Annotated in this window: 18 protein-coding genes; 11 read left to right on the top strand and 7 right to left on the bottom strand. The window is 72.0% G+C overall.

Annotated elements, in window-relative coordinates:
• The 3 genes from AB0B98_RS05795 to AB0B98_RS05805 all read left to right on the top strand — a co-directional run.
• The coding region (locus AB0B98_RS05795) for a DUF4162 domain-containing protein (RefSeq protein ID WP_357361183.1) at window positions 1-541 on the top strand (541 nt) is incomplete at its 5' end.
• Complete coding sequence (locus tag AB0B98_RS05800) at window positions 538-1368, top strand: ABC transporter permease (protein ID WP_357361184.1); 831 nt, start codon at window positions 538-540, stop codon at window positions 1366-1368. The genes AB0B98_RS05795 and AB0B98_RS05800, both read left to right, overlap by 4 nt.
• A 71-nt stretch (window positions 1369-1439) precedes the next feature.
• Window positions 1440-2528 carry a crosslink repair DNA glycosylase YcaQ family protein gene (locus AB0B98_RS05805; protein WP_357361185.1) on the top strand — a complete coding sequence of 363 codons (1089 nt, stop codon included), beginning with the start codon at window positions 1440-1442 and terminating at the stop codon, window positions 2526-2528.
• Between the two features lie 48 nt (window positions 2529-2576).
• On the opposite strand, the gene AB0B98_RS05810 is transcribed toward AB0B98_RS05805, so the two are convergent.
• From AB0B98_RS05810 to AB0B98_RS05820, 3 genes are all read right to left on the bottom strand, one after another.
• Window positions 2577-3566: a transporter gene (locus AB0B98_RS05810; protein ID WP_357361186.1), complete on the bottom strand. Its 990-nt coding sequence runs from the start codon at window positions 3564-3566 to the stop codon at window positions 2577-2579.
• Window positions 3563-4453, bottom strand: coding sequence for an ABC transporter ATP-binding protein (locus AB0B98_RS05815; RefSeq protein WP_357361187.1), 891 nt, complete (start codon window positions 4451-4453; stop codon window positions 3563-3565). Before AB0B98_RS05815 ends, AB0B98_RS05810 begins: the two co-directional genes overlap by 4 nt.
• Before the next feature lie 85 nt (window positions 4454-4538).
• The gene (locus AB0B98_RS05820) at window positions 4539-4946 is read right to left on the bottom strand and encodes a GntR family transcriptional regulator (RefSeq protein ID WP_112678633.1); all 408 of its coding nucleotides are present in this window, start codon (window positions 4944-4946) and stop codon (window positions 4539-4541) included.
• 260 nt (window positions 4947-5206) lie between these two features.
• Between AB0B98_RS05820 and AB0B98_RS05825 the strand changes: the two genes are divergently transcribed.
• The gene (locus AB0B98_RS05825; protein ID WP_357361188.1) at window positions 5207-6475 is read left to right on the top strand and encodes an Nramp family divalent metal transporter; all 1269 of its coding nucleotides are present in this window, start codon (window positions 5207-5209) and stop codon (window positions 6473-6475) included.
• Between the two features lie 222 nt (window positions 6476-6697).
• Here AB0B98_RS05825 and AB0B98_RS05830 read toward each other — a convergent pair whose 3' ends face one another.
• The 3 genes from AB0B98_RS05830 to AB0B98_RS05840 form a co-directional block, all read right to left on the bottom strand.
• The gene (locus tag AB0B98_RS05830; protein ID WP_357361189.1) at window positions 6698-6970 is read right to left on the bottom strand and encodes a hypothetical protein; all 273 of its coding nucleotides are present in this window, start codon (window positions 6968-6970) and stop codon (window positions 6698-6700) included.
• Window positions 6971-7060: 90 nt separating this feature from the next.
• Complete coding sequence (locus AB0B98_RS05835) at window positions 7061-9379, bottom strand: M64 family metallopeptidase (RefSeq protein ID WP_357361190.1); 2319 nt, start codon at window positions 9377-9379, stop codon at window positions 7061-7063.
• A gap of 131 nt (window positions 9380-9510) precedes the next feature.
• A complete protein-coding gene (locus tag AB0B98_RS05840) occupies window positions 9511-10476 on the bottom strand; it encodes a hypothetical protein (RefSeq protein ID WP_357361191.1) in 966 nt (321 codons plus the stop codon).
• Window positions 10477-10621: 145 nt separating this feature from the next.
• Here AB0B98_RS05840 and AB0B98_RS05845 point away from each other — a divergent pair, with 145 nt between their 5' ends.
• The 4 genes from AB0B98_RS05845 to AB0B98_RS05860 all read left to right on the top strand — a co-directional run bounded on the left by AB0B98_RS05845 (window position 10622) and on the right by AB0B98_RS05860 (window position 14621).
• Window positions 10622-11734 (top strand): hypothetical protein, encoded by a 1113-nt coding sequence (locus tag AB0B98_RS05845; RefSeq protein ID WP_357361192.1) that lies wholly within the window; start codon window positions 10622-10624, stop codon window positions 11732-11734.
• A gap of 29 nt (window positions 11735-11763) precedes the next feature.
• Entirely contained in the window at window positions 11764-12813 is a 1050-nt protein-coding gene (locus AB0B98_RS05850) for a nitronate monooxygenase (RefSeq protein WP_357361193.1), read from the top strand.
• A 67-nt stretch (window positions 12814-12880) separates the two neighbouring features.
• On the top strand, window positions 12881-13972 hold the full coding sequence (locus AB0B98_RS05855) for an SRPBCC domain-containing protein (protein ID WP_357361194.1): 1092 nt from the start codon (window positions 12881-12883) through the stop codon (window positions 13970-13972).
• 13 nt (window positions 13973-13985) lie between these two features.
• The gene (locus tag AB0B98_RS05860) at window positions 13986-14621 is read left to right on the top strand and encodes a hypothetical protein (RefSeq protein ID WP_357361195.1); all 636 of its coding nucleotides are present in this window, start codon (window positions 13986-13988) and stop codon (window positions 14619-14621) included.
• A gap of 45 nt (window positions 14622-14666) precedes the next feature.
• Here AB0B98_RS05860 and AB0B98_RS05865 read toward each other — a convergent pair whose 3' ends face one another.
• Window positions 14667-16703, bottom strand: a complete 2037-nt coding sequence (locus AB0B98_RS05865; RefSeq protein WP_357361196.1) for a glycosyl hydrolase family 28-related protein — start codon at window positions 16701-16703, stop codon at window positions 14667-14669.
• Window positions 16704-16922: 219 nt separating this feature from the next.
• Between AB0B98_RS05865 and AB0B98_RS05870 the strand changes: the two genes are divergently transcribed.
• The 3 genes from AB0B98_RS05870 to AB0B98_RS05880 all read left to right on the top strand — a co-directional run bounded on the left by AB0B98_RS05870 (window position 16923) and on the right by AB0B98_RS05880 (window position 18920).
• Window positions 16923-18005 carry a PIN domain-containing protein gene (locus tag AB0B98_RS05870; RefSeq protein WP_238669288.1) on the top strand — a complete coding sequence of 361 codons (1083 nt, stop codon included), beginning with the start codon at window positions 16923-16925 and terminating at the stop codon, window positions 18003-18005.
• A gap of 219 nt (window positions 18006-18224) precedes the next feature.
• Window positions 18225-18446: a hypothetical protein gene (locus AB0B98_RS05875; protein WP_030335934.1), complete on the top strand. Its 222-nt coding sequence runs from the start codon at window positions 18225-18227 to the stop codon at window positions 18444-18446.
• Window positions 18447-18761: 315 nt separating this feature from the next.
• Complete coding sequence (locus AB0B98_RS05880) at window positions 18762-18920, top strand: hypothetical protein (RefSeq protein WP_357361197.1); 159 nt, start codon at window positions 18762-18764, stop codon at window positions 18918-18920.
• The last annotated feature ends 23 nt before the right edge of the window (window positions 18921-18943 follow it).

An 18943-nucleotide genomic window follows, 5' to 3' on the forward strand; every position in this document is an offset into this window, starting at 1 on the left:
CGTCCGACGGCTCGACCTGGCGGCCGGCATGATCCTGGCTCCCGCGGTCCTCTTCCTCGACGAGCCCACCACCGGGCTGGACCCGCGTGGCCGCAACGAGGTGTGGGAGTCCGTCCGGGAGTTGGTACGCACCGGCACCACTGTGCTGCTCACCACCCAGCAACTGGACGAGGCCGACCAACTCGCCGACCGGATCTCGGTGGTCGAGGCCGGCCGGGTGATCGCCGAGGGAACTCCGGACGACCTCAAGACCCGCCTCGGCGGCGATCGCATCGAGGTCGTCGTCGCGGCACCGACCGACCTCGCCGCCGCCGTCGCCCAGATCCGCCGGGCGACCGACGACGAACCGACTGTCGACGTGGACCGGCGGATGGTGAGCGTACGGGTCGGTCACCGGGCCGGTGCGCTCATCGACGTGTTGCGGGCACTCGACGCCGTGAACGTCCCGGTGGCGGACGTCGCGCTGCGCCGCCCAACCCTGGACGACGTGTTCCTGCACCTCACCGGGCACCGGGCGGCGACCGCCGAGGTGGCGGTATGAGCGCGGTGAGCATGCCGGCTCCGCCGGTGGACCTGACGCCCGGCCGGCCCACCCTCCTGGCCGACAGCGGCACGCTGAGCTGGCGCGGCCTGGCCCGGTGGCGACGCGATCCCGGCCCGCTGATCGCCTCGCTCGGCTTCAACATCCTGATAGTGCTGATGTTCGCCTACCTGTTCGGTGGCGCGTTGCAGGTGCCCGGCGGTGGGAGCTACCGAGAGTTCCTGATGCCCGGCATGTTCGTGATGACCATGGTCTTCGGCATCAGCCTCACCACTGTCGCCGTTGCCGAGGACCTGGAGCGCGGGGTGACCGACCGGCTCCGATCGATGCCCGTCTCGCCGCTCGCGCCGCTGGCGGCCCGGGCGGTGGCCGACATGCTGTTCGCGCTGGTCACCCTCGGGGTCCTGTTGCTGACCGGTCTCGCCATCGGGTGGCGGGCACACGGCGGGGTCGGCGCCACGCTGGCGGCGGTGGGGTTGATCCTGCTGCTGCGCTTCGCCCTGATCTGGGTCGGCATCTTCCTCGGGTTGGTCACCCGCGGGCAGACGGCAGTGGTGGCCGTGCAGACCCTGGAGTTTCCGCTCGGCTTCCTCTCCAACGCGTTCGTCGCACCGTCCACCATGCCCGCCTGGCTCGGTGCGGTGGCCGCGTGGAACCCGCTGTCGGCAACCGTCGGCGCCACCCGTGAGCTGTTCGGCAACCCCGGTTGGGGCGGCGACTCCTGGGCGGCGCAGCACTACCAGTTGCTGGCGGTGCTCTGGCCGCTCGTCCTGGTCGCGGTCTTCCTGCCACTCTCGGTCACCTGGTACCGACGGCTGGCCGGCTGAGCCCGCGCGGACGCGGGGTTCGACTTCTCTGGGCCCGATCGGTGTCGGTGGTCGTCATTAGGATCAGCGGCGTGGATGCGCACCGACTCGATCGGGCCCAGGCGCGGCGGATCGCCATCCGGGCTCAACTGCTGGCCGCTGCGCGTCCGACCGACCTGCTGGCAGTGGTCCGCCAGTTGACCCTTGTGCAGATCGACCCCACCGCCGCCGTCGCGCCCAGCGCCGACCTCGTCTGCTGGAGCCGGCTCGGCTCGTCGTACCAGCCAGCGCAGATGCGCGAGGCCCTCGAACGGGACCGGACGCTCTTCGAGCACCAGGCGATGGTGCGAGCGATGGACGACCTGGGGCTCTTCCTCGCGGCGATGGCGGCGTCACCGGGTCATGAGCGCCACCGCGAGTGGCTGCGCGCCAACGACTCGTTCCGGCGAGATGTCCTCGACCTGCTCGGCCGTTCCGGTCCGTTGCTCTCCCGCGACATCCCGGACACCAGCGCCGTGCCCTGGCCGTCGTCGGGCTGGACGAACAATCGCAACGTCACCCAGATGCTGGAGTTCCTGGTCCTGCGCGGCGAGGTCGCGATCGCGGGCCGCCAGGGCCGACAGCGGCTCTGGGACGTGGCCGAGCGGGTCTACCCGGCCGACGTGCCCGTCATCGAGCTGGAGCAGGCGCGCCGGCTTCGCGACGAGCGACGGCTGCGGGCGCTGGGCATCGCGCGGGCGAGGGCGGTGATCGTGCCCGGCGAGCCGGCCGAGGTCGGTGACGCCGGCGAGCCAGCGGTCATCGAGGGCGTCGCGGGGGAGTGGCGGGTGGACCCGGCCGCACTCGGGCAGCCCTTCACCGGGCGTACGGCGCTGTTGTCACCGTTCGACAGGCTGGTGCACGACCGGGTCCGCCTCGCTGACCTCTTCGAGTACGAGTACGTGCTGGAGATGTACAAGCCCAAGGCGGCCCGACGGTGGGGCTACTTCGCGCTGCCGATCCTGCACGGCGATCGGCTGGTCGGAAAGGTGGACGCCACGGCCGAGCGTCGGCGCGGCACGCTCACTGTGCACGCCGTCCACGAGGACGTGCCCTTCACCCCGGAAGTGAAACGGACTGTGCACGAGGAGTTGCACGACCTGGCGTCCTGGCTGTCGCTGACCGTCGAGGGCCTGCGCTGACGGGTGATCGCCGAGGCCCCCGCTCCCCGACGAGCACCCGTCGCCCAACTAGGCGATCCGCCGGACCCGGCGTACCGCCAGGTAGAGCAGCAGCACCGCGAGGGCGACGAAGATGCCCGTCTCGATGCCCTGGAACAGCCAGAACCGGTCCGCCGGCTGGTACAGCTGCCAGTTGTACGCGCCCGGTTCGAGGCCCAACTCGGACCCGCAGACCCGACCGTCCGGCCCCTTCCCGCCCGGCGGGCACTGGATCCGGGTGTCCTCTGCGATCATCGTTCCGTCCGGGTTGCGCACACCCTGGGTGAGGATCCAGTCCCCCCGGCTGACCTCCGGTGGCCCTTCCCCCTCGATCGGGAAGGTCTGGGTGCGGGCCGGCTGGTAGTGCGGCCGGACCAGGATCTCCACCGCCGCCCGTACGCCGATGAACCCGGCGAGGGTGATGCCCATGGCGGGCAGCATCCGCTTCCACATCGTGCCGGCGAAGACGCCGAGCGCGACGGCGAAGAGGGTGTAGCCGATCGGCGCGACGCCTTGCAGGTCGAAGACGATCATACCGAGCCGGCCCTCGTACGCGGCCTTGGTCAGCGGGTCGACCCACCACGACATGCCCAGCCCGTAGATCGCCGCGAGGACCACGACGGCCGCGCCCACCAGCCCGAACTTCACCAGGGCCCAGCGGGTCCGGCCGACGCCCTGGGTCCAGACGAACCGGTGCGTGCCGTGCTCCACCTCGCGGGCGACCAGTGGTGCACCCCAGAACAGGCCGACCAGCACCGGCAGGGTGATCAGCAGTACGGCCACCAGGTTCAGGCCGCTGTACTGGTTGCCGAAGCGGCGGAAACCCGCGTCGCAGGCATCCCTGGTCGCCGCCGCCACATTGGTGTCGGCGAGCTGGCGTGCGCAGTCCACCAGCCCGAGGTCGGAGAAGGTGTGCCGCATCGCCAGGCCGATGGGCACCAGCAGGGCGGCCAGCGCCGCGAGCGCCAGCAGGGTGTAGAACGCCTGCTTGCGGTGTTGCCGCCAGGTCAGCCAGATCATGCTGCCACCCCCCACTCGCTGTGACTGGTCTGCGTGGTGCCGTCGGCCAGGTAGGCCAGCACGATGTCCTCCAGGCTGACCTCGCGGACCGTCCAGGCCGGATCGGTGATCGGACCGTCGGTGCGGACGAGCAGTGTGGACTGCCTGTCGGTGTGGCTGGCCCGGAGCACTGCGGCGACGCCCCCGACAGCGCCGCCGTCGTGCCGCGGCCCGACGAGCTGCCGGTGCTCGGTGACCAGGTCGTCGACCGCGCCGGTGAGCTGCACCTGAGAGGCGTTCAGCACGATCAGGTAGTCGCAGACGCGTTCCAGGTCGGCCAGCAGGTGCGAGGAGAGCAGGACGGTGGTGCCCGACTCCGCGACGCTGCCCATCAGCGACTGGAGGAACTCCCGTCGAGCCAGCGGGTCGAGGCTGGCGACCGGTTCGTCGAGCAGCAGCAGCCGGGGCTGCTTGGCCAGCGCCAGGGCCAGCGCGACCTGGGCCCGTTGCCCGCCGGAGAGCTTGCCGACCGGCTTGTCCGGTGGAATGCCGAGCTGCGCCAACCGTTGGCGGGCCAACGCCGCGTCCCACCGCTTGTTCAGCTTGCCACCCGCGATGACCAGCTCGGCCGCGGTGAAGTCCCGATACAGGGGGGTGTCCTGGGCGACGAAACCGATGTCGGCCAGGCCCTCCGTGTCGCCGTACGGGGACCGGCCGAACACCCGGACCGTGCCGGCGTCGGGCTTGAGCAGCCCGACGGCCAGGTGCAGCAGCGTGCTCTTGCCCGCGCCGTTCGGCCCGACCAGCGCGGCGATCCGGCCGGCCGGCAGATGCAGTGAGCAGTCCCGCAACGCCCAGGTGCTGCCGTACCGCTTGCCGAGCCGGTCTGCTTCCAAGACCATGTCCATCCCTTGTCCTCTCGTTCCGTTCACGCCACCGCTTCGCGGTCGCGCGAGCGCTTGCGGTGCCTCATGGTTCGTTCGATCTGCTCGCTCACGCGGGCTCCTTCTGCGGGGCGTCGTCGGCGAGGGTGGCGCGCAGCGTCGTCTCGACCAGGGCGATGACGTCCTCTGCGGTGAGACCGGCCGCCTGCGCCCGGTGCAGCCAGGCGACCAGGTCGTCGCGCAGCTCGGCCTGGTTGGGCAGGGACGCGCTGGCCAGGGTGCGCTGGACGAACGTGCCCACCCCGGGTCGGCCGCCGACCAGACCCTCGATCTCCAACTCCCGGTACGCCTTCAGCACCGTGTTCGGGTTGATCGCCAGGGATTGCGCGACGTCCCGGACCTTCGGCAACTGGTCGCCCGGTGTCAGCAGGCCAACCCGTAGCGCCTGTTTCACCTGCTGCACGAGCTGCATGTAGGTGTTCACCTTCGACCGGCTGTCCAGTACGAACTCGATCACTCCCGATGATCCTTCCTGTTGTCCTACGACAGTAGGACTAATAGACAGCTTCATCGGTGACCCACCGGCTGTCAAGCCCGGCGCGGCAGGTTCTGTTCGGGCACGGCGCGTCTCGTCCGGCGCGCCGCGTGCTGGCCGGCGGCGCATCGGATCCCGCCCGGCGCGTGCCGACCCGGTGGCACCGGCAGGCCACCGGTTGGCCCCCAAGGGTCAACCGGCGGGGAAGGGACCGGCAGCGATCCGCGGACGGGAGGTGTTCGATGGTCACCAACGAACTGACGACGTCGAGGGCGACTCCACTACAGGCCGCTCGCGCCCGGGGCCGCGTACGCGGACGGTTGATCCTGCTCGGCCCGGCGTTCGTCGCCGCCGTCGCGTACGTCGACCCCGGCAACTTCGCCACCAACTCCGCCGCCGGCGCCCGCTACGGCTACCTGCTGGTCTGGGTTGTGGTGGTGGCCAACCTGATGGCGATGCTGGTGCAGACGCTCACCGCGAAGCTTGGTCTGGCCACCGGGCGCAGCCTGCCCGAGCTGTGTCGGGAACGCCTACCCCGGCGGGTGAACCGGGTGATGTGGGTACAGGCCGAGCTTGTCGCCATGGCCACCGACATGGCCGAGGTGATCGGTGGCGCAGTCGCCCTGTACCTGCTCTTCGGAATCCCCCTGCTACCCGGCGGGATCATCATCGGCACTGCCGCGTTCGCCGTGCTCGCCCTGCGCTCGCGCGGGTACCGCGCCTTCGAGGTCGCCATCGCCGTCCTGCTCGGGGTGATCGTGCTGGCCTTCGCCGCCAACCTGCTCGCCTCCGGCTCCGATCCCGGCTCGGCCATGGCCGGCATGGTGCCGCGCCTACAGGGCACGGACAGCGTGCTGTTGGCCGCCGGCATCCTCGGCGCGACAGTCATGCCGCACGTCATCTACGTGCACTCTGCGCTCACCCGCGACCGCATCCCCGCCGCCGACGACGCCGAGCGTCGGATCCTGTTCCGCGGCCAACGCACCGACGTGCTGCTCGCCCTGAGCGCCGCCGGCGCTGTCAACCTCGCCATGCTGCTGATCGCCGCAGCCAGCTTCCGGGGCGGCGGCCCGGGCGGCGCGGACAGCCTGGAGGGGGTGCACGCCGGGCTCGGCCAGACCATCGGGACCGCCGCCGCGTTCGGGTTCGCCGTCGCGCTGCTGGTCTCGGGGCTCGCCTCCACCAGCGTCGGCACCTACGCCGGAGAGGTGATCATGCAGGGCTTCCTGCGTCGGCGGATGCCGCTGCTGCTGCGTCGGCTGGTCACTCTGCTGCCCGCGTTGGCCGTGCTCGCCATCGGCCTCGACCCGACCCGGGCGCTCGTGCTGTCCCAGGTCATCCTCAGCTTCGGCATTCCGTTCGCGCTGATCCCGGTGGTCGCCTTCACCCGCCGACGCGACCTGATGGGAAACCTGGTCAACCACCCGCTCACCACCGCCGCCGCGTCCCTGGTGGCCGTGCTGGTGGTCGCGCTCAACGCGTTCCTCCTCTGGCAGGTCGTCGCCGGCTGAGCCGGCTGGTCGGTGTCGCCGGCTGAGCCGGTCTGGCTGCCTGGGCACGGACACCCCTACGAGCGTGATGCCTGTGAGTCATCGTTATGACTCACAGGCATCACCCGTGAAAGACCATGTCGGGCCCGGACCCCGGTGGGTGGCCGGGCCCGTACTGAGGCCCGCACCGCCTTGGCGGCCTTAGCCGGCGGGGTGGCCCGGGCCGGCCTGGAGCGGGTGTGATCAGGTGCGACGTCCTTCGTCGCGGGCCGGGATCTCCTGACGCTGTTCGAGGGCGTCCGCCGGGTTGGCGTCGGCCGGAAGCGATGTCACCTCCTCGAGCGTGCCCGCCGGGAAGGCGCCCTGCTCGGCCAGGTCGGCCTCGGCCGCCTCCGAGTCCACATCACCCGACACCCGGTCCGGCGGTCCGACGTCGAACGCGTCCTGCCGTTGTTCCAGGGCATCCGCCTCCGGCGGAGGGAACGTTCCGCCCTGTTCGTCCCGGTACGTGCTCATCGGAGCCTCCCACCCGGCGGGTGTCGACATGCCGCCGGGCCGCTGCCTACCCGCCAGCGACGCACTCACGCCGCCCCGCTGCTCTGATCGTCATGTCGCCGGCGGCAGGGCGCGACGGCAGTGGCCCGCTGTCGGATTCCGCACCGTGGTGGGTGCCCCCAGGTCGACTGGGGTCGGGCCGACCGAGCAGGTCAACGTGCCCACCTCGCCGCCAGCGAGGATGGGTGCCGATGCGGTGCCGGTCAGCGCCAGCGGCCCGGCCACCCGGGCCCCCACCATCGTGACGTGGTCGCTGGTGGCGGTCAGCGCCACCGCGCCGCGTACCTCGGTGTTCAGCACCTCGACGGCGGTGGCGCGGGACGCCGTCAGGTTTCCGGCGATCGAGGAGCCCTGGGCGACGAGTGCGGCGCCGGGCGCGACGGTGACCGGGCCGGTCACGGTGGCCGCGCGCAGGCAGGTGACACCGGCGGCGACGGTCAGCGGGCCGTCGTGCCGGCCGGTGACCACTGTGGTGCAGGCCGGTGGCGGTGGGATCAGCGTGGCCACGAACGCGCGGGCCGGCCCGACGTTGCCGACGGCGTCGATGCCCCGGTACTCGACGCGGTGCCGGCCGTACCCGGGAGACCGCTCGGCGAACGGGGACACTGACAGGCCGCCCGAGCCGAGGTTGCCGTAGACCAGACCGTCCACGTCGGTGCCCGTTGCGGTGAACAGGAACGGTGACCGGGCGTCGGTGGGCCAGCCGTAGTAGTTGTGCCACCCGTCGCCGTCGAGCCGGAACTCCGAGGTGACCTGGCCGGTGCCGTCGTCGGTGCCGGTCAACCCCATGGTGAACGGGCCGTTGTACACGTACTCGGTGGGTCGGCCGGGCCGGGTCGTGGTGAGCAGTGGCTCGGAGAGGGCGTACGCCACGTCGGGCCGCGTCGCGTCGACCGTCCAGGTACGGGTCACCGCCCTCCCGGTGCCCGGCTCGCTGACGCGGGCGGTCAGCCGGTGGGTGCCCCGCGACAGGCGCAGGGCGCTCAGGTCCACGTCCCGGTCGGTGCCGGTGTCAGCCACCGGTCGGCCATCGAGCGTCCAGCGCACGCGTGGCGCCCGATCGGTGGGCTGGCTGGTCCGCACGTACACCACGTCGTGCGCGCCGACCGGCCGGTCGGTCGCTGTGGACGCGGTGATCGCCAGCGGCGACACCACCGCGGGGGTACGCACCGCGGTGTCCACGGTCCAGGAGCGGGTCTGGGTCAGCGCCGGTGAACTGCGGACCGCCGGGTCGCGGACGAACTCCGTCGGGTCGCTCACCGTGGCGGTCACCGTGTGCCGACCGGGGGAGAGCCGTAGTTTCCGCAGGTCAAGATGGCGGGCGTTGCCGGTACGCGGCACCGCCCTGCCGTCCACCGACCACGTCACGGTCAGCGCGTGGCTCACCGGGTGCAGGGTGTCCACCCAGAGCAGCCGGTCCGCGCCGACCACCTGATCGGTGGCCGTGCCGCCCTGCACGATGCCGACCCGGGCGGCGATCCGTTCGGTCATCCGCTCCCGGCCGACCTGGTCGAAGTAGAAGCCCAGTGACTTCATCATCGAGTGCCGGCTCGGCCGCCACACCCCACGCTGGAGGTACAGGCCGCCCTCGTAGCGGCCTATCGTTCCGCCCGCCTCGCTCGGCTCACCCAGCCAGCGCCACCACTTGGCCCGGGTGTCGCGCATCTGCCGCTCGGTCAGGACCGTGTGGTGCACCGAGTCCGGTTCCGGCCCGCTGTAGGTGTCGCCCGGCACCCCACGGCCGTAGTAGTCGTACTCGTCCTGCAAGCCACCGAGTGAGTGCCCCAACTCGTGCGGGCTGATCAGCGCGGAGAGCGCGTTGCCACCGGAGGCGGTGGCGTTGCTGCCGCCGGCCCCACCGTAGGTGCCGCTGTTGGCCAGCGCGATCAGCTGGCGGTTACCGGGGTTGGTGCCGACGGCCAGGTCGGCGTACGCGTTGGCGGCGGTGCCGTCGACAGTGAGCAGGCGTTGCACGCTCGCCGGGTTGCAACCACCCCAGAAGCCCATGCCCAACGCGGTGTCGCGCCGCGGCGCGGACAGGCCGGGGTCACAGTCCACCCCGGACTCCGCCGAGACGATCTCGACGGCGTAGACGTTGACGTAGCTGCGGTAGGACTTGAACGGCTCGATCGTCCACAGGGTGTTGAGGTGCCGGTCCACGTGTGCTCGGAAGGTGGGCAGGTCGGCGGCTGTGTAGCCGTCGCCCAGCAGCACCAGGTTGAACCGCGTCGCCGGGTCGCCGGTGACCTGGATCGGCACCACGGTGGCGCCGGCCACCGGGACGGCGGCCGGTGTGGCGGCGGCCGGTGTGCCGACCGCCAGCCCCGCCGCGACGAGCGCCGCGACACACAATCCCGCTCTGATCCGCACCCTGTGCCCCTTCCATGGCCGGTCGGCCCGGCGGTGCCGGGCCCGGCAGGGGCGACCGTCGTCCGGGCCTGCCGCGACAGTGAACATCTCGGACCGTACCGGTCTGCGCACCGACTGGTAACCCTCGGCGGTCAGTCGGCGGTCGCCTCGGGCGCGCTGTTCCGGCGGGTACCGGCGGCCAACCCCAGCGCCAGCAGCACGCACACCGCGCCGACCAGGAAGAGCAGCGAGGCGGCCGGCTGGCCCAGCCACTCCCAGTACGGGTGCCAGGCCGGGTGCGGCTCGCCGAGGTGGTGGTGCAGCCACTGCGGTGCGGCCAGCAACACCGGCAGCCACCACAGCACAGTGGCCACACCGATCAGGCCGTTCACAGTGCCGCGGCTACGGCGTCCCTCGGTGCGTCGGCTGGCCCAGCCGAAGACCAGCCACCCGGCCACCGCGCCCAGCACCGTGCCGAGCACTCCGGCGGGGATCACCAGTGGCGGTGGCGCGCGGTGCAGCTCGACCGAGAGGTAGCTGGCGTCGACGGCTGTCTGCGAGGAGATCGAGGCGTTCAGGATGGTGTCGCCACGTCGGGCGGTCAGCGCGGTGTCGGTGACCGCCCGCGGGGTGGCGCACACCTTGTCCGTGCAGCTGACCCGGTCGGACACCTGCGGCTCGTACACCCGCCAGCCGGCACCCGTCAGGCGCTCCCGGGCCACTGAGACGATCTGCTCGGCGGGCACCGGCGGCGCGCCGAGAGCGCCGGCGCCGGTGGCGCTCTCCTGATACTCGCCGCCGTCACCGAACACCAGGGTCTTGACGGTCCCCAGGCGCAGCGCGTGCCCGTAGACGACGAAGAGCGCCGGCGGGGTGTCGATCTCGCCCAGGTCGTGGCCGGGAAAGACCTCGGTGAGGATGGCGGCGGCCTCGGCCCGGTCGGGTTGCGGTCGGGACGTCTCCCAGGCGGCCCGGCTGGCCAATGCGCCGGTGAAGAGGCCGCAGACGACAGCGGCGAGCGGCACCCACGCGACGGCGACGCCAGCGGCCGGGCGGCCGAGGCGGCGCAGCAGCCGACGTCCGAACCGGGTGGCCGGCGCGGTGTCGCTCACGGACATGTCCACCCTCCGGCTTGAAGATCAGGCGGAGCGACAGTACATCGACCAGGGGTTCCGGCGCGTCCCCCCGTTGACCGTCGGCCGTGGCCGGGATCGGCCAGGATAGGCGGGTGGCCGGTCACGGCCGCGACGAGGAGGGTGGGCGATGCGGGTACGCGGACGGTTGACCTGGGGGCGGCGTGCCCGTGCGGGGTCGGTGGTGACCGCGTTGCTCGCGGGCCTGGTGCCGCCGGCAGTGGTGCTGGTTCCGGGCGCCGCCACGGCGGGCGCGGCGGCGGGGACGCCGGTCTGCCAGGTGCGCGACGACCGGCTGCGCGAGATCTCCGGGATGGTCGCCACCGACGACGGGTACGTGGTGATCAACGACGGGGCCGACGACGAGGCCCGCCGCCGGATCTTCTTCCTCGACCAGCGCTGCGATGTGGTGCGCACCGTCTCCTTCCCGTCCCGGCCCCGCGACACCGAGGACCTCGCCATCGGCCGGGACGGCACCGTCTGGGTCGCCGACATCGGTGACAACGACCGCTCCCGACCGACTGTCGGGGTGTGGCGGCTCACGCCGGGGGCGAAGCAGCCGGTGCTGCACCGGATGGCCTACCCGGACCGTCCGCACGACGCCGAGGCGCTGCTGCTCGACGCGTCCGGTCGGCCGCTGATCGTCACCAAGGGCGGCAGTGGCACTGTCTTCCTGTACGCGCCGGCGACAGCGCTACGGCCGGACGCGACGACGCCGCTGACCGCGCTCGGCCAGGTGACAGTGCCCTCGACCACTACCAGCAACCCGTTCTCGTTCCTGGGGCGCGGCGTGATCACCGGCGCGGCGAGCGCACCGGACGGACGGCGGGTGGTGCTGCGCAGCTACGCCGACGCCTTCGAGTACGACGTGCCCGACGGCGACGTGGTCCGCGCGTTGACCACCGGCACGCCGCGGATCACCCCCTTGCCGGACGAGCCGCAGGGCGAGTCGATCACCTACAGTCGCGACGGTCGTTCGTTGCTCACCGTCTCCGAGTCCGCCGGTCAATCAGCCGGCACCCGTTCGACGATCCTGCGCTACCCGGCCACTGCCAGCACTGTCACTGCCGCGCCCGCCACGGAGTCCGTCGACCCGGTGTCGCCCACTGCGGTCCGTCCGGCCGCCGGAGAGGTCGGCGGAGGGAGCGGTCGGACCTGGCCGTTGGCCCTCGGCGCGGGAACACTGCTGGTCCTGCTCGGGTTGGCAGGCGCGCTGCGGTGGCGGCACACCGCGCGCCGGTGAGCGGGCCGGGCCTGCGGCAGGATGGGGGGATGTCCGTCCTGTCCACGTTGCGCCACCCGATCATCGCCGCCCCGATGGCTGGCGGCCCGTCCACGCCCGCGCTGGTGGCCGCCGTGTCCGCAGCGGGTGGGCTGGGCTTCCTCGCCGCCGGGATGATCGACACCGGCCGGCTGCTCGCCGACGTCGCCGACGTCCGTGCGCGTACCGATCGGCCGTTCGGTGTGAACCTCTTCCTGCCCGACCCCGGCGGCGTCGACGAGGCCGCCATCAGGGCGTACGCCGAACGGCTCGCCCCGCAGGCCGCGCAGCGCGGCGAGCGCCTGGGCGAGCCGGTGGGCGGCGACGACGCGTACCCGGAGAAGCTGGCCGCGCTGCTCGCGGACCCGGTCCCGGTCGTGTCCTTCGTGTTCGGGCTGCCCGACCGGGCGGCGGTGACCGCCCTGCGCGAGCGGGGCACCGAGGTGTGGGCCACCGTCACCCGCCCGGACGCCGCGACCGCCGCCGCCGACCTGGGTGTGGACGCGGTGGTGGTACAGGGCACCGAGGCCGGTGGGCATCGCGGCGGCCTGCCCGACGACGACGACTACGGGTTGCTGCCGCTGCTTCGGCTGGCCGCCGCCCGCTGTGACCGGCCGTTGGTGGCCGCGGGCGGCCTCGTCGACGGCCCCTCGGTGGCCGCCGTGCTGGCTGCCGGCGCCGCCGCCGCGCAACTCGGCACGGCCTTCCTGCGCTGCCCGGAGGCGGGCAGTTCGCCGATGCACCGGGCGGCGGTGGCCAGTACCGCGCCGACCGCGTTGACCCGGGCGTTCACCGGTAAGCGGGCCCGTGGCGTGGCGAACGACTTCCTGCGCCAGCACGACGCTGTGGCACCGAGTGGTTACCCCCAGGTGCTGCACCTGACCCGTCCCCTGCTCGCCGCCGCCCGGCGCGACGCGGACGCATCGGTGGCCAACCTGTGGGCCGGGCAGGCGCACCCGCTGGCCCGGGACGTGTCGGCGGCGCAGGTGGTAGCCGAGGTGAGCGCCGACGCCCGGGCCGCGCTGGCCACAGTGGTCGAGCGGTCCAGCCGCTGGGGCTGACCAGGACGCCGGCAACCGGCTCGGGCGGGCGGGACAGGCCGCTCGGGCAACCCGTTAGAGTCTCGCCGTGATCGAGATCGGTGCCCAGGTCGACCTGTCCCACCCGGCTGAGCGGGTCTGGCGCGCTCTGACCGATCGGGAGTTGCTCGGCCGGTGGTTCGCCGAGGCCGAGATGGTCGAGGGCGTACCGGACCGGATGCTGCTGCACACCGCCGCTCTGCCCGGCTTCGAGGCCAACGTCGAGGTCGAGGTGACCGAGCGGCAGGAGCCGGACCTGCTCGTGCTGGCCTGTGACGAGGCCGGTCGGCTCAGCGAGCTGACCTGCACGGTGACGACGACGAAGCAGGGCTGCCGGCTGGAACTACGGGAGGTCAGCACGCACGGCGCGTGGTCCGCCGAGCAGCACGAGCCGCGCGAGCAACAGCTCCGGCAGGCGCTGACGGTTCGGCTGCCGGCCATCCTCGACTGGCTCGCCTTCCAGCAGGTCGACCTGCGCCGGGCCGACGGTGGGATGACAGCGGAACTGCCGCTGATCGGCGTACGCGGCAAGGCCGGCCGCAACCCTCGTCGGCGTCGGACGCTGGTCGCCGTGGTCGCCGGGGCGGTACTGGTGGCGGGGACCGCGGCATGGGTGACGTTGCCGCCCGACTCGAAGCCGACCGCCGCGCCCGCGCCGACAGCGACCCCGTCGCCGACCGTGGCGGCGGCCAGGACCACAGTCGCGCCCACGGCGACCCCCTCGGCGCGTGGCTCCCGGGCCACCGCATCGGCGACCACCCGGCCGAGCCGGACCCCGTCGGCGAAGCCCTCGCGGACGCCCGCGTCGGCTGCGCCACCTCCGCCACCGGCGCCCGTCACGGCCCGCTACAAGACCGAGTCAGACCGACTGTTCGGCTACACCGGCGAGATAGTGGTCGGCAACCCCGGCGGCGCACCGGTGGCGGACTGGGCTGTGGTGGTCACCCTCGCCGAAGGCACCACCGTCGACGACGTCGACGGCGCGAACTGGCGACAGGACAGGCGGGTGATCACCTTCACCGGGGGCGCCCTGGCGGCCGGGGGATCCCAGACGATCAGCTTCGACGTCCGCGACAGCCGGCCGAAGGCCCGGGAACCGGAGAGCTGCACCATCGGCGGGCAACAGTGCGCGGGCCTCTGACTAGGCTGCCGTCATGGCACTGCTGCACAGGGCGACCCTGCACCCCACGAAACTGGACCTGCTGACGGCCTGGCTGCCCGACCGACAGTGGTTCGCCGGACCGACCGGCGTCGAGGTGGTGAGTCGGGGCGCCTACCGCTTCGACGACCCGGCCGGCGAGGTCGGCATCGAGACGATCCTGGTCGCCGCCGGCGACGGGCCGGTCCACCATGTCCCGCTCACCTACCGTGCCGCGCCCCTCGACGGTGCCGACGGCTGGCTGGTCGGCACCACCGAGCACTCGGTGCTCGGCCGGCGCTGGGTGTACGACGGCTGCGTCGACCCGGTGTACGCCGCCGCGCTCGCCCACGCGATCCTCACCGGCGGCGGCCAGGCGGAGCAGTACTTCGAGGTCGACGGCCGGCGCGAGGTGCGTGAGCCGACAGTGACCGTCGTCGTCGACGGCGCTGCCGACGCCCAGGTGTCGGCCGTCGGCGCGGTGCGACGGGTGGTCGACGAGGACCGCACGCTCATCGAGACCGACACCGTCGAACTGGTCGTCGTGCGCCGGCCGGGACCCGGGGCGGACGGGCCGGCCGGCGGCACGCTGAGTGGCAGATGGGACGGTCAGTCCACGGCCGTGCCGCTGGCGTACGCCAGGACGCGCTGATCTGTGCGCGGTGGGCGGCCCGAGCGATCGGGCCGCCCACCGCTGTCACCACTGCGCCGGAGGCGGGGGCGGCGACACGGGCGGCCGGTCGTCGCAGGTGATGGTGTTTGGCAACAACCACGGCGCGAGCCACCCGCCGTCGTTACCGCCCAGGTCGGTCACCGTGAACTCGGAACCGGCCGGGGTGAAGTGGAACGATCCGCAGTTGTTGACGCCGACCGCGCCAACGTTGCGGGCGTCAACGTTGGCGAACGAGGCGGACCCGGCCGCGCGGGCGCTGACCACCGAGGTGCCGGTGCCGTCGACCCGGACGTCCCGGAACCGCGCATCGGAGATCGAGTAGAGATCCTTCACCGGCCAGTCGCTGACCAGCATGATCGCGTTGTACGTGTTGTCCAGGTACGCGTCGCCGGTCACCTCGATGGGCGCCTCGATGCTGCGATCCAGGGCGAAGACCCAGATCGCGCCCAGCCCGATGTTCCAGTTCAGCTCGTACGTGCCGGCGCGGGCGGTGGTGTTGTTGGTGAACCGCAGGTGCCCGGTGAACGGCTCCGCGCCGAAGCGGGCCCCGGCGTGCAGGGCACTGCCCTCGCGTACCGGGTCGGCGACCAGGTTGTGCGAGACGGTGGTGTCGGTGCCGCCGTAGATGGCGATGCCGTTGGCCAGGGTCGGTGACTGCACGGTGTTGTGGTCGAACGTGTTCCGCGCGTTGGCCGTCTTCTCCGACCACATCGCCAGGCCGTCGTCGCCGGTGTTGCGGACGAAGTTGTGCGCCACGAGGGAGTCGGTCACGCCGGTGTGAAAGTTGAGCGCGTCGGCGATCTGGTCGACGATGATGGTGTTGGTGACCCGGACGTTGCGCATCGGGCCGTCGAACCACAGGCCCGCCTTGGTGTGGCGCAGGTGGAGCCCGTCGATGGTGGAGTCGCTCATCGCCCCGCCGATCGCGTTGACCTGGTCGGTGTCGATGCGCTCCCGCACGTCGCCCTCGATGGCGAAGCCGGAGAGGTGCACGTTGCGGCTGCCGCCGTCGGCGGCGTCCCGACCGTAGAACCCGACTCCGGTGTGTACCGAGCCGTCCGGCGCGGGAGTCGGCAGGGCGACCTCGCGGCCCTTGATGGTGGTGTACCAGTTGCCGGCGCCCTCGATGGTCACGTCGTCGACGATGATGTGCCGGTTCACCTGGTAGGTGCCCGGCGGGATGTAGACCTTCAGGTGGGCGCGCCGGGCGAACGCGATGGCCCGGTCCAGTGCGGCGGCGGAGTCCCGCCGGCCGGTGGGGTCGGCGCCGAACGCGAGCACGTTCGCGGCGAGCAGCCGGACGTGCGGCGGCGCTACCAACTCGGAGTCGAGCAGGTCGATGACGGTCCAGGCGGCGGCGCTACCGGGCGGCGCGGTGAGCCGGACCTTGTCGCCGGCGGAGTAGGTACGTCCGAGCAGCAGCCGCTGCTCGTCGTAGAAGTGGGTGGGCCGGAACGGCTTGTCGATGCTCGGGTACGGGGTGGTGGCCGAGGGCACGCACTGGCACTCGGTGATCCACCAGTCCGGGTGCAGCAGCCCGGCCTGGGGGTCGTTGGTGAACGGGTACTGGTTGTAGAGCCACGAGTACTGCGACGTGAGCGTCATGGTGCGCAGGTGTTTGCCGTTGACGGCGACCCGCAGCGGCGCGGTGATTCCACCGCCCTGCGGCGCGTCCGGGATGCTGTAGCGGACGGTGATCCCGTTCGCCGCGCTGGGCAGGGCGAACTCCACGTACTCCCCGGGGGTGAGCCGGACCGCCCGGCGGCCGGAAGCCTCCGCGGGCAACGTGTAGGCGGTCCGGTCGGGCCCGATGATCTCGCCGTTGGTGCGGGCGTTCTCCGCTTCCTGCTCGAGGAAGTCGACGTCCGCGCCGCGTCCGGCGACCAGCGCCGGATCGAGGGCAGCCCGGGTGATCACGGGCTGCGCGTCGGCGGACGCCTGTGGACTGGCGACGGCCACTGTGGGCCCGGCGACCAGTACGGCGAGACCGGCAGCGAGCGCGACGGCGGTGCCGCCGGGCCGGCCGGGGCGTCCCCGCGCCGGCGTGAGGCTGCGAAACATCGGTGACCCTCCTGGGTGGGTGGTGGTGGAGGTCCGCCCGGCGTTCCCCCGACGCCCGACATTGATCGTCATGATGCAGCACTAAACAGGACACTGCAAGACGCCTATCGAACAACGAAAATAAACGACTGTCAGGCCGCAAGAAATGGACGGTCGTCGAGTTGAGGTCTCGCGCGTCGCCCGCCCCGACCAGCTCGCGCCCGGCGTAGGCTGATCCGCGTGGATCAAGAAGACCGGATTGCCCTCTTCCTCGACTACGAGAACCTCGCGTTGGGCGCGCGCGACCATCGCGGCGGCGCGGCCTTCGACTTCCGGCCCATCGCCGACGCGCTGGCCGAACGAGGTCGGGTGGTGGTCCGCCGGGCGTACGCCGACTGGTCCTACTTCGACGAGGACCGCCGGATGCTCACCCGGTCCCACGTCGAGCTGATCGAGATCCCGCAGCGGATGGGCGCGTCCCGTAAGAACGCCGCGGACATCAAGATGGCGGTCGACGCGATCGAGTTGGCGTTCGAACGCGACTACATCTCCACCTTCGTGATCTGTAGTGGTGACAGCGACTTCACCCCGCTGGTGCACAAGCTGCGCGAGCTGAACAAGCGGGTCATCGGCGTCGGAGTCGAGGGGTCCACCTCGGGGCTGCTTCCCCCGGCGTGCGACGAGTTCCTCTACTACGACCGGCTGGAAGGCGTGGACATCCCGCCGGCCCGTGGCCGGCGCGCCCGTCCCACCACCCGGCAGGCCGGCGCGGAGCAACGCCCACCCGAGCCGGAGCAGGAGGTGGACCGTCGACAGCAGGAGGCGGAGCCCGACCGGGACGTGGACGCGCTCGCCGTGCTCGTCGCGCAGTCCGTCGCCGGGTTGCAGGGCAGCGCCAACGGTGAGGTCACCGCCTCCCGGCTCAAGCGGACCCTGCTGCGCAAGGACCCGACCTTCAGCGAGTCCGACTACGGGTTCCGCACCTTCGGCGAGCTGCTGCGCCACCTCGCCGAGCGCAACGTGATCGAGTTGGCCGAGGGTCCGGCGAAGGGTGACCCCGAGGTCTCACTGCCCGAGCACGGCGACCGGGAGGTGGCCTTCGGCCTGCTCCGGGGCGTCGTGGCGGACCTCGGTAGCGGCGGCAACCCGGTGGCGTTGTCCGGGTTGAAGAACCAGGTACGCCGGGCCCGCCCCGACTTCAGCGAGAAGAAACTCGGTTACCGCAGCTTCCTTCAGTTCTGCAAGGCCGCCGCCACCGCCGGCGTACTGGAGCTGCGCTGGAGCCCCGAAGCCGACGACTACCTCCTGACAACCCAAACCTGACCTCCCGCCCCGTCTCGACATCGGCTGGGGATGGGAGTTGCGCGGAGGGTGCAGAGTGGGGCGGGGCTCCTGATTCGCAAGTCAGGAGCGGGAGAACCGCCCGTTATGGTTTCGAACCGTCAACGGTTGGCCCGAAATGCGCCGGGATTGTCGCCCTTGCCCCGGTCCGGGCATACCTGCGCCGTACCCTCGGCGCGGGAATTGCTATACGGTCGGCGAATGAAGGTGGAGGAGCACTGGTGGAACGGAGACACGACCCCGCGCGGGCGCCGGGACGTGTACATCCGTACTGACGGGCAGGGTTGGGAGGTCCGCGCCCAGATCGGTGGGGCGTCGGGTCGTGAGCGGGTGCAGCAGTGCCCAAGCCGGGCCTCGGCGGCCATCCTCGCCGACGCCTGGCGCGGCACCCACCCATCCTGGCGCGAGCTAAAGCAGCGCTGATCCGGCACCGGGCCGGGTCGGCAACGCTCCCGGGCTCCAGCCCGGCGCGCCGCCGACCGGCCCGGCGCTCGGTAGCCACTTAGCAACTCGGCTGAAGTCAGCTCGCAGGTCACCTCTTCCGCTCACCTGATGAGGATTAGTTCCCGGTGGGCCGGCTCAACTACTCATCAAGTGATCAAGTGATGAAAAGTAGGTCCCGGGCAGCGGATTGAGCTTTTTTTCATCACTTGATCACGGGATTGCGGCGGGTCTCCGTGTCTCCGCCCTCAGGCGGGGTACCCGGAGGTCCGCCGGTCGCGCCCGATGGAGGTCCCCATGTCGCAGGGTCCCGACGAGGAGAACCCGAAGCTCGACGAGGAGATCCGGGAGGCCGAGCGGCGGCTCGCCGACCTCGCCGCCTCCTCGGACGACGCGTTGACCGACGACGACGCCCGGGCGCCGGACGAGGCCCGCTCCGAGCGGAATGCGGACTAAGAAGGCCCGAACCGGACAGCAAG

Source organism: Micromonospora sp. NPDC048947 (assembly GCF_040649495.1).
Classification (GTDB): domain Bacteria; phylum Actinomycetota; class Actinomycetes; order Mycobacteriales; family Micromonosporaceae; genus Micromonospora; species Micromonospora alfalfae.

What these genes read in the sequence shown, in the direction of transcription:
- AB0B98_RS05865 (WP_357361196.1), bottom strand. Translation starts at nt 16,703, where the DNA reads ATGTTTCGCAGCCTCACGCCGGCGCGGGGACGCCCCGGCCGGCCCGGC.
- AB0B98_RS05815 (WP_357361187.1), bottom strand. Translation starts at nt 4,453, where the DNA reads ATGGACATGGTCTTGGAAGCAGACCGGCTCGGCAAGCGGTACGGCAGC.
- AB0B98_RS05875 (WP_030335934.1), top strand. Translation starts at nt 18,225, where the DNA reads ATGAAGGTGGAGGAGCACTGGTGGAACGGAGACACGACCCCGCGCGGG.
- AB0B98_RS05850 (WP_357361193.1), top strand. Translation starts at nt 11,764, where the DNA reads ATGTCCGTCCTGTCCACGTTGCGCCACCCGATCATCGCCGCCCCGATG.
- AB0B98_RS05880 (WP_357361197.1), top strand. Translation starts at nt 18,762, where the DNA reads ATGTCGCAGGGTCCCGACGAGGAGAACCCGAAGCTCGACGAGGAGATC.
- AB0B98_RS05845 (WP_357361192.1), top strand. Translation starts at nt 10,622, where the DNA reads ATGCGGGTACGCGGACGGTTGACCTGGGGGCGGCGTGCCCGTGCGGGG.
- AB0B98_RS05840 (WP_357361191.1), bottom strand. Translation starts at nt 10,476, where the DNA reads ATGTCCGTGAGCGACACCGCGCCGGCCACCCGGTTCGGACGTCGGCTG.
- AB0B98_RS05810 (WP_357361186.1), bottom strand. Translation starts at nt 3,566, where the DNA reads ATGATCTGGCTGACCTGGCGGCAACACCGCAAGCAGGCGTTCTACACC.
- AB0B98_RS05825 (WP_357361188.1), top strand. Translation starts at nt 5,207, where the DNA reads ATGGTCACCAACGAACTGACGACGTCGAGGGCGACTCCACTACAGGCC.
- AB0B98_RS05830 (WP_357361189.1), bottom strand. Translation starts at nt 6,970, where the DNA reads ATGAGCACGTACCGGGACGAACAGGGCGGAACGTTCCCTCCGCCGGAG.
- AB0B98_RS05800 (WP_357361184.1), top strand. Translation starts at nt 538, where the DNA reads ATGAGCGCGGTGAGCATGCCGGCTCCGCCGGTGGACCTGACGCCCGGC.
- AB0B98_RS05860 (WP_357361195.1), top strand. Translation starts at nt 13,986, where the DNA reads ATGGCACTGCTGCACAGGGCGACCCTGCACCCCACGAAACTGGACCTG.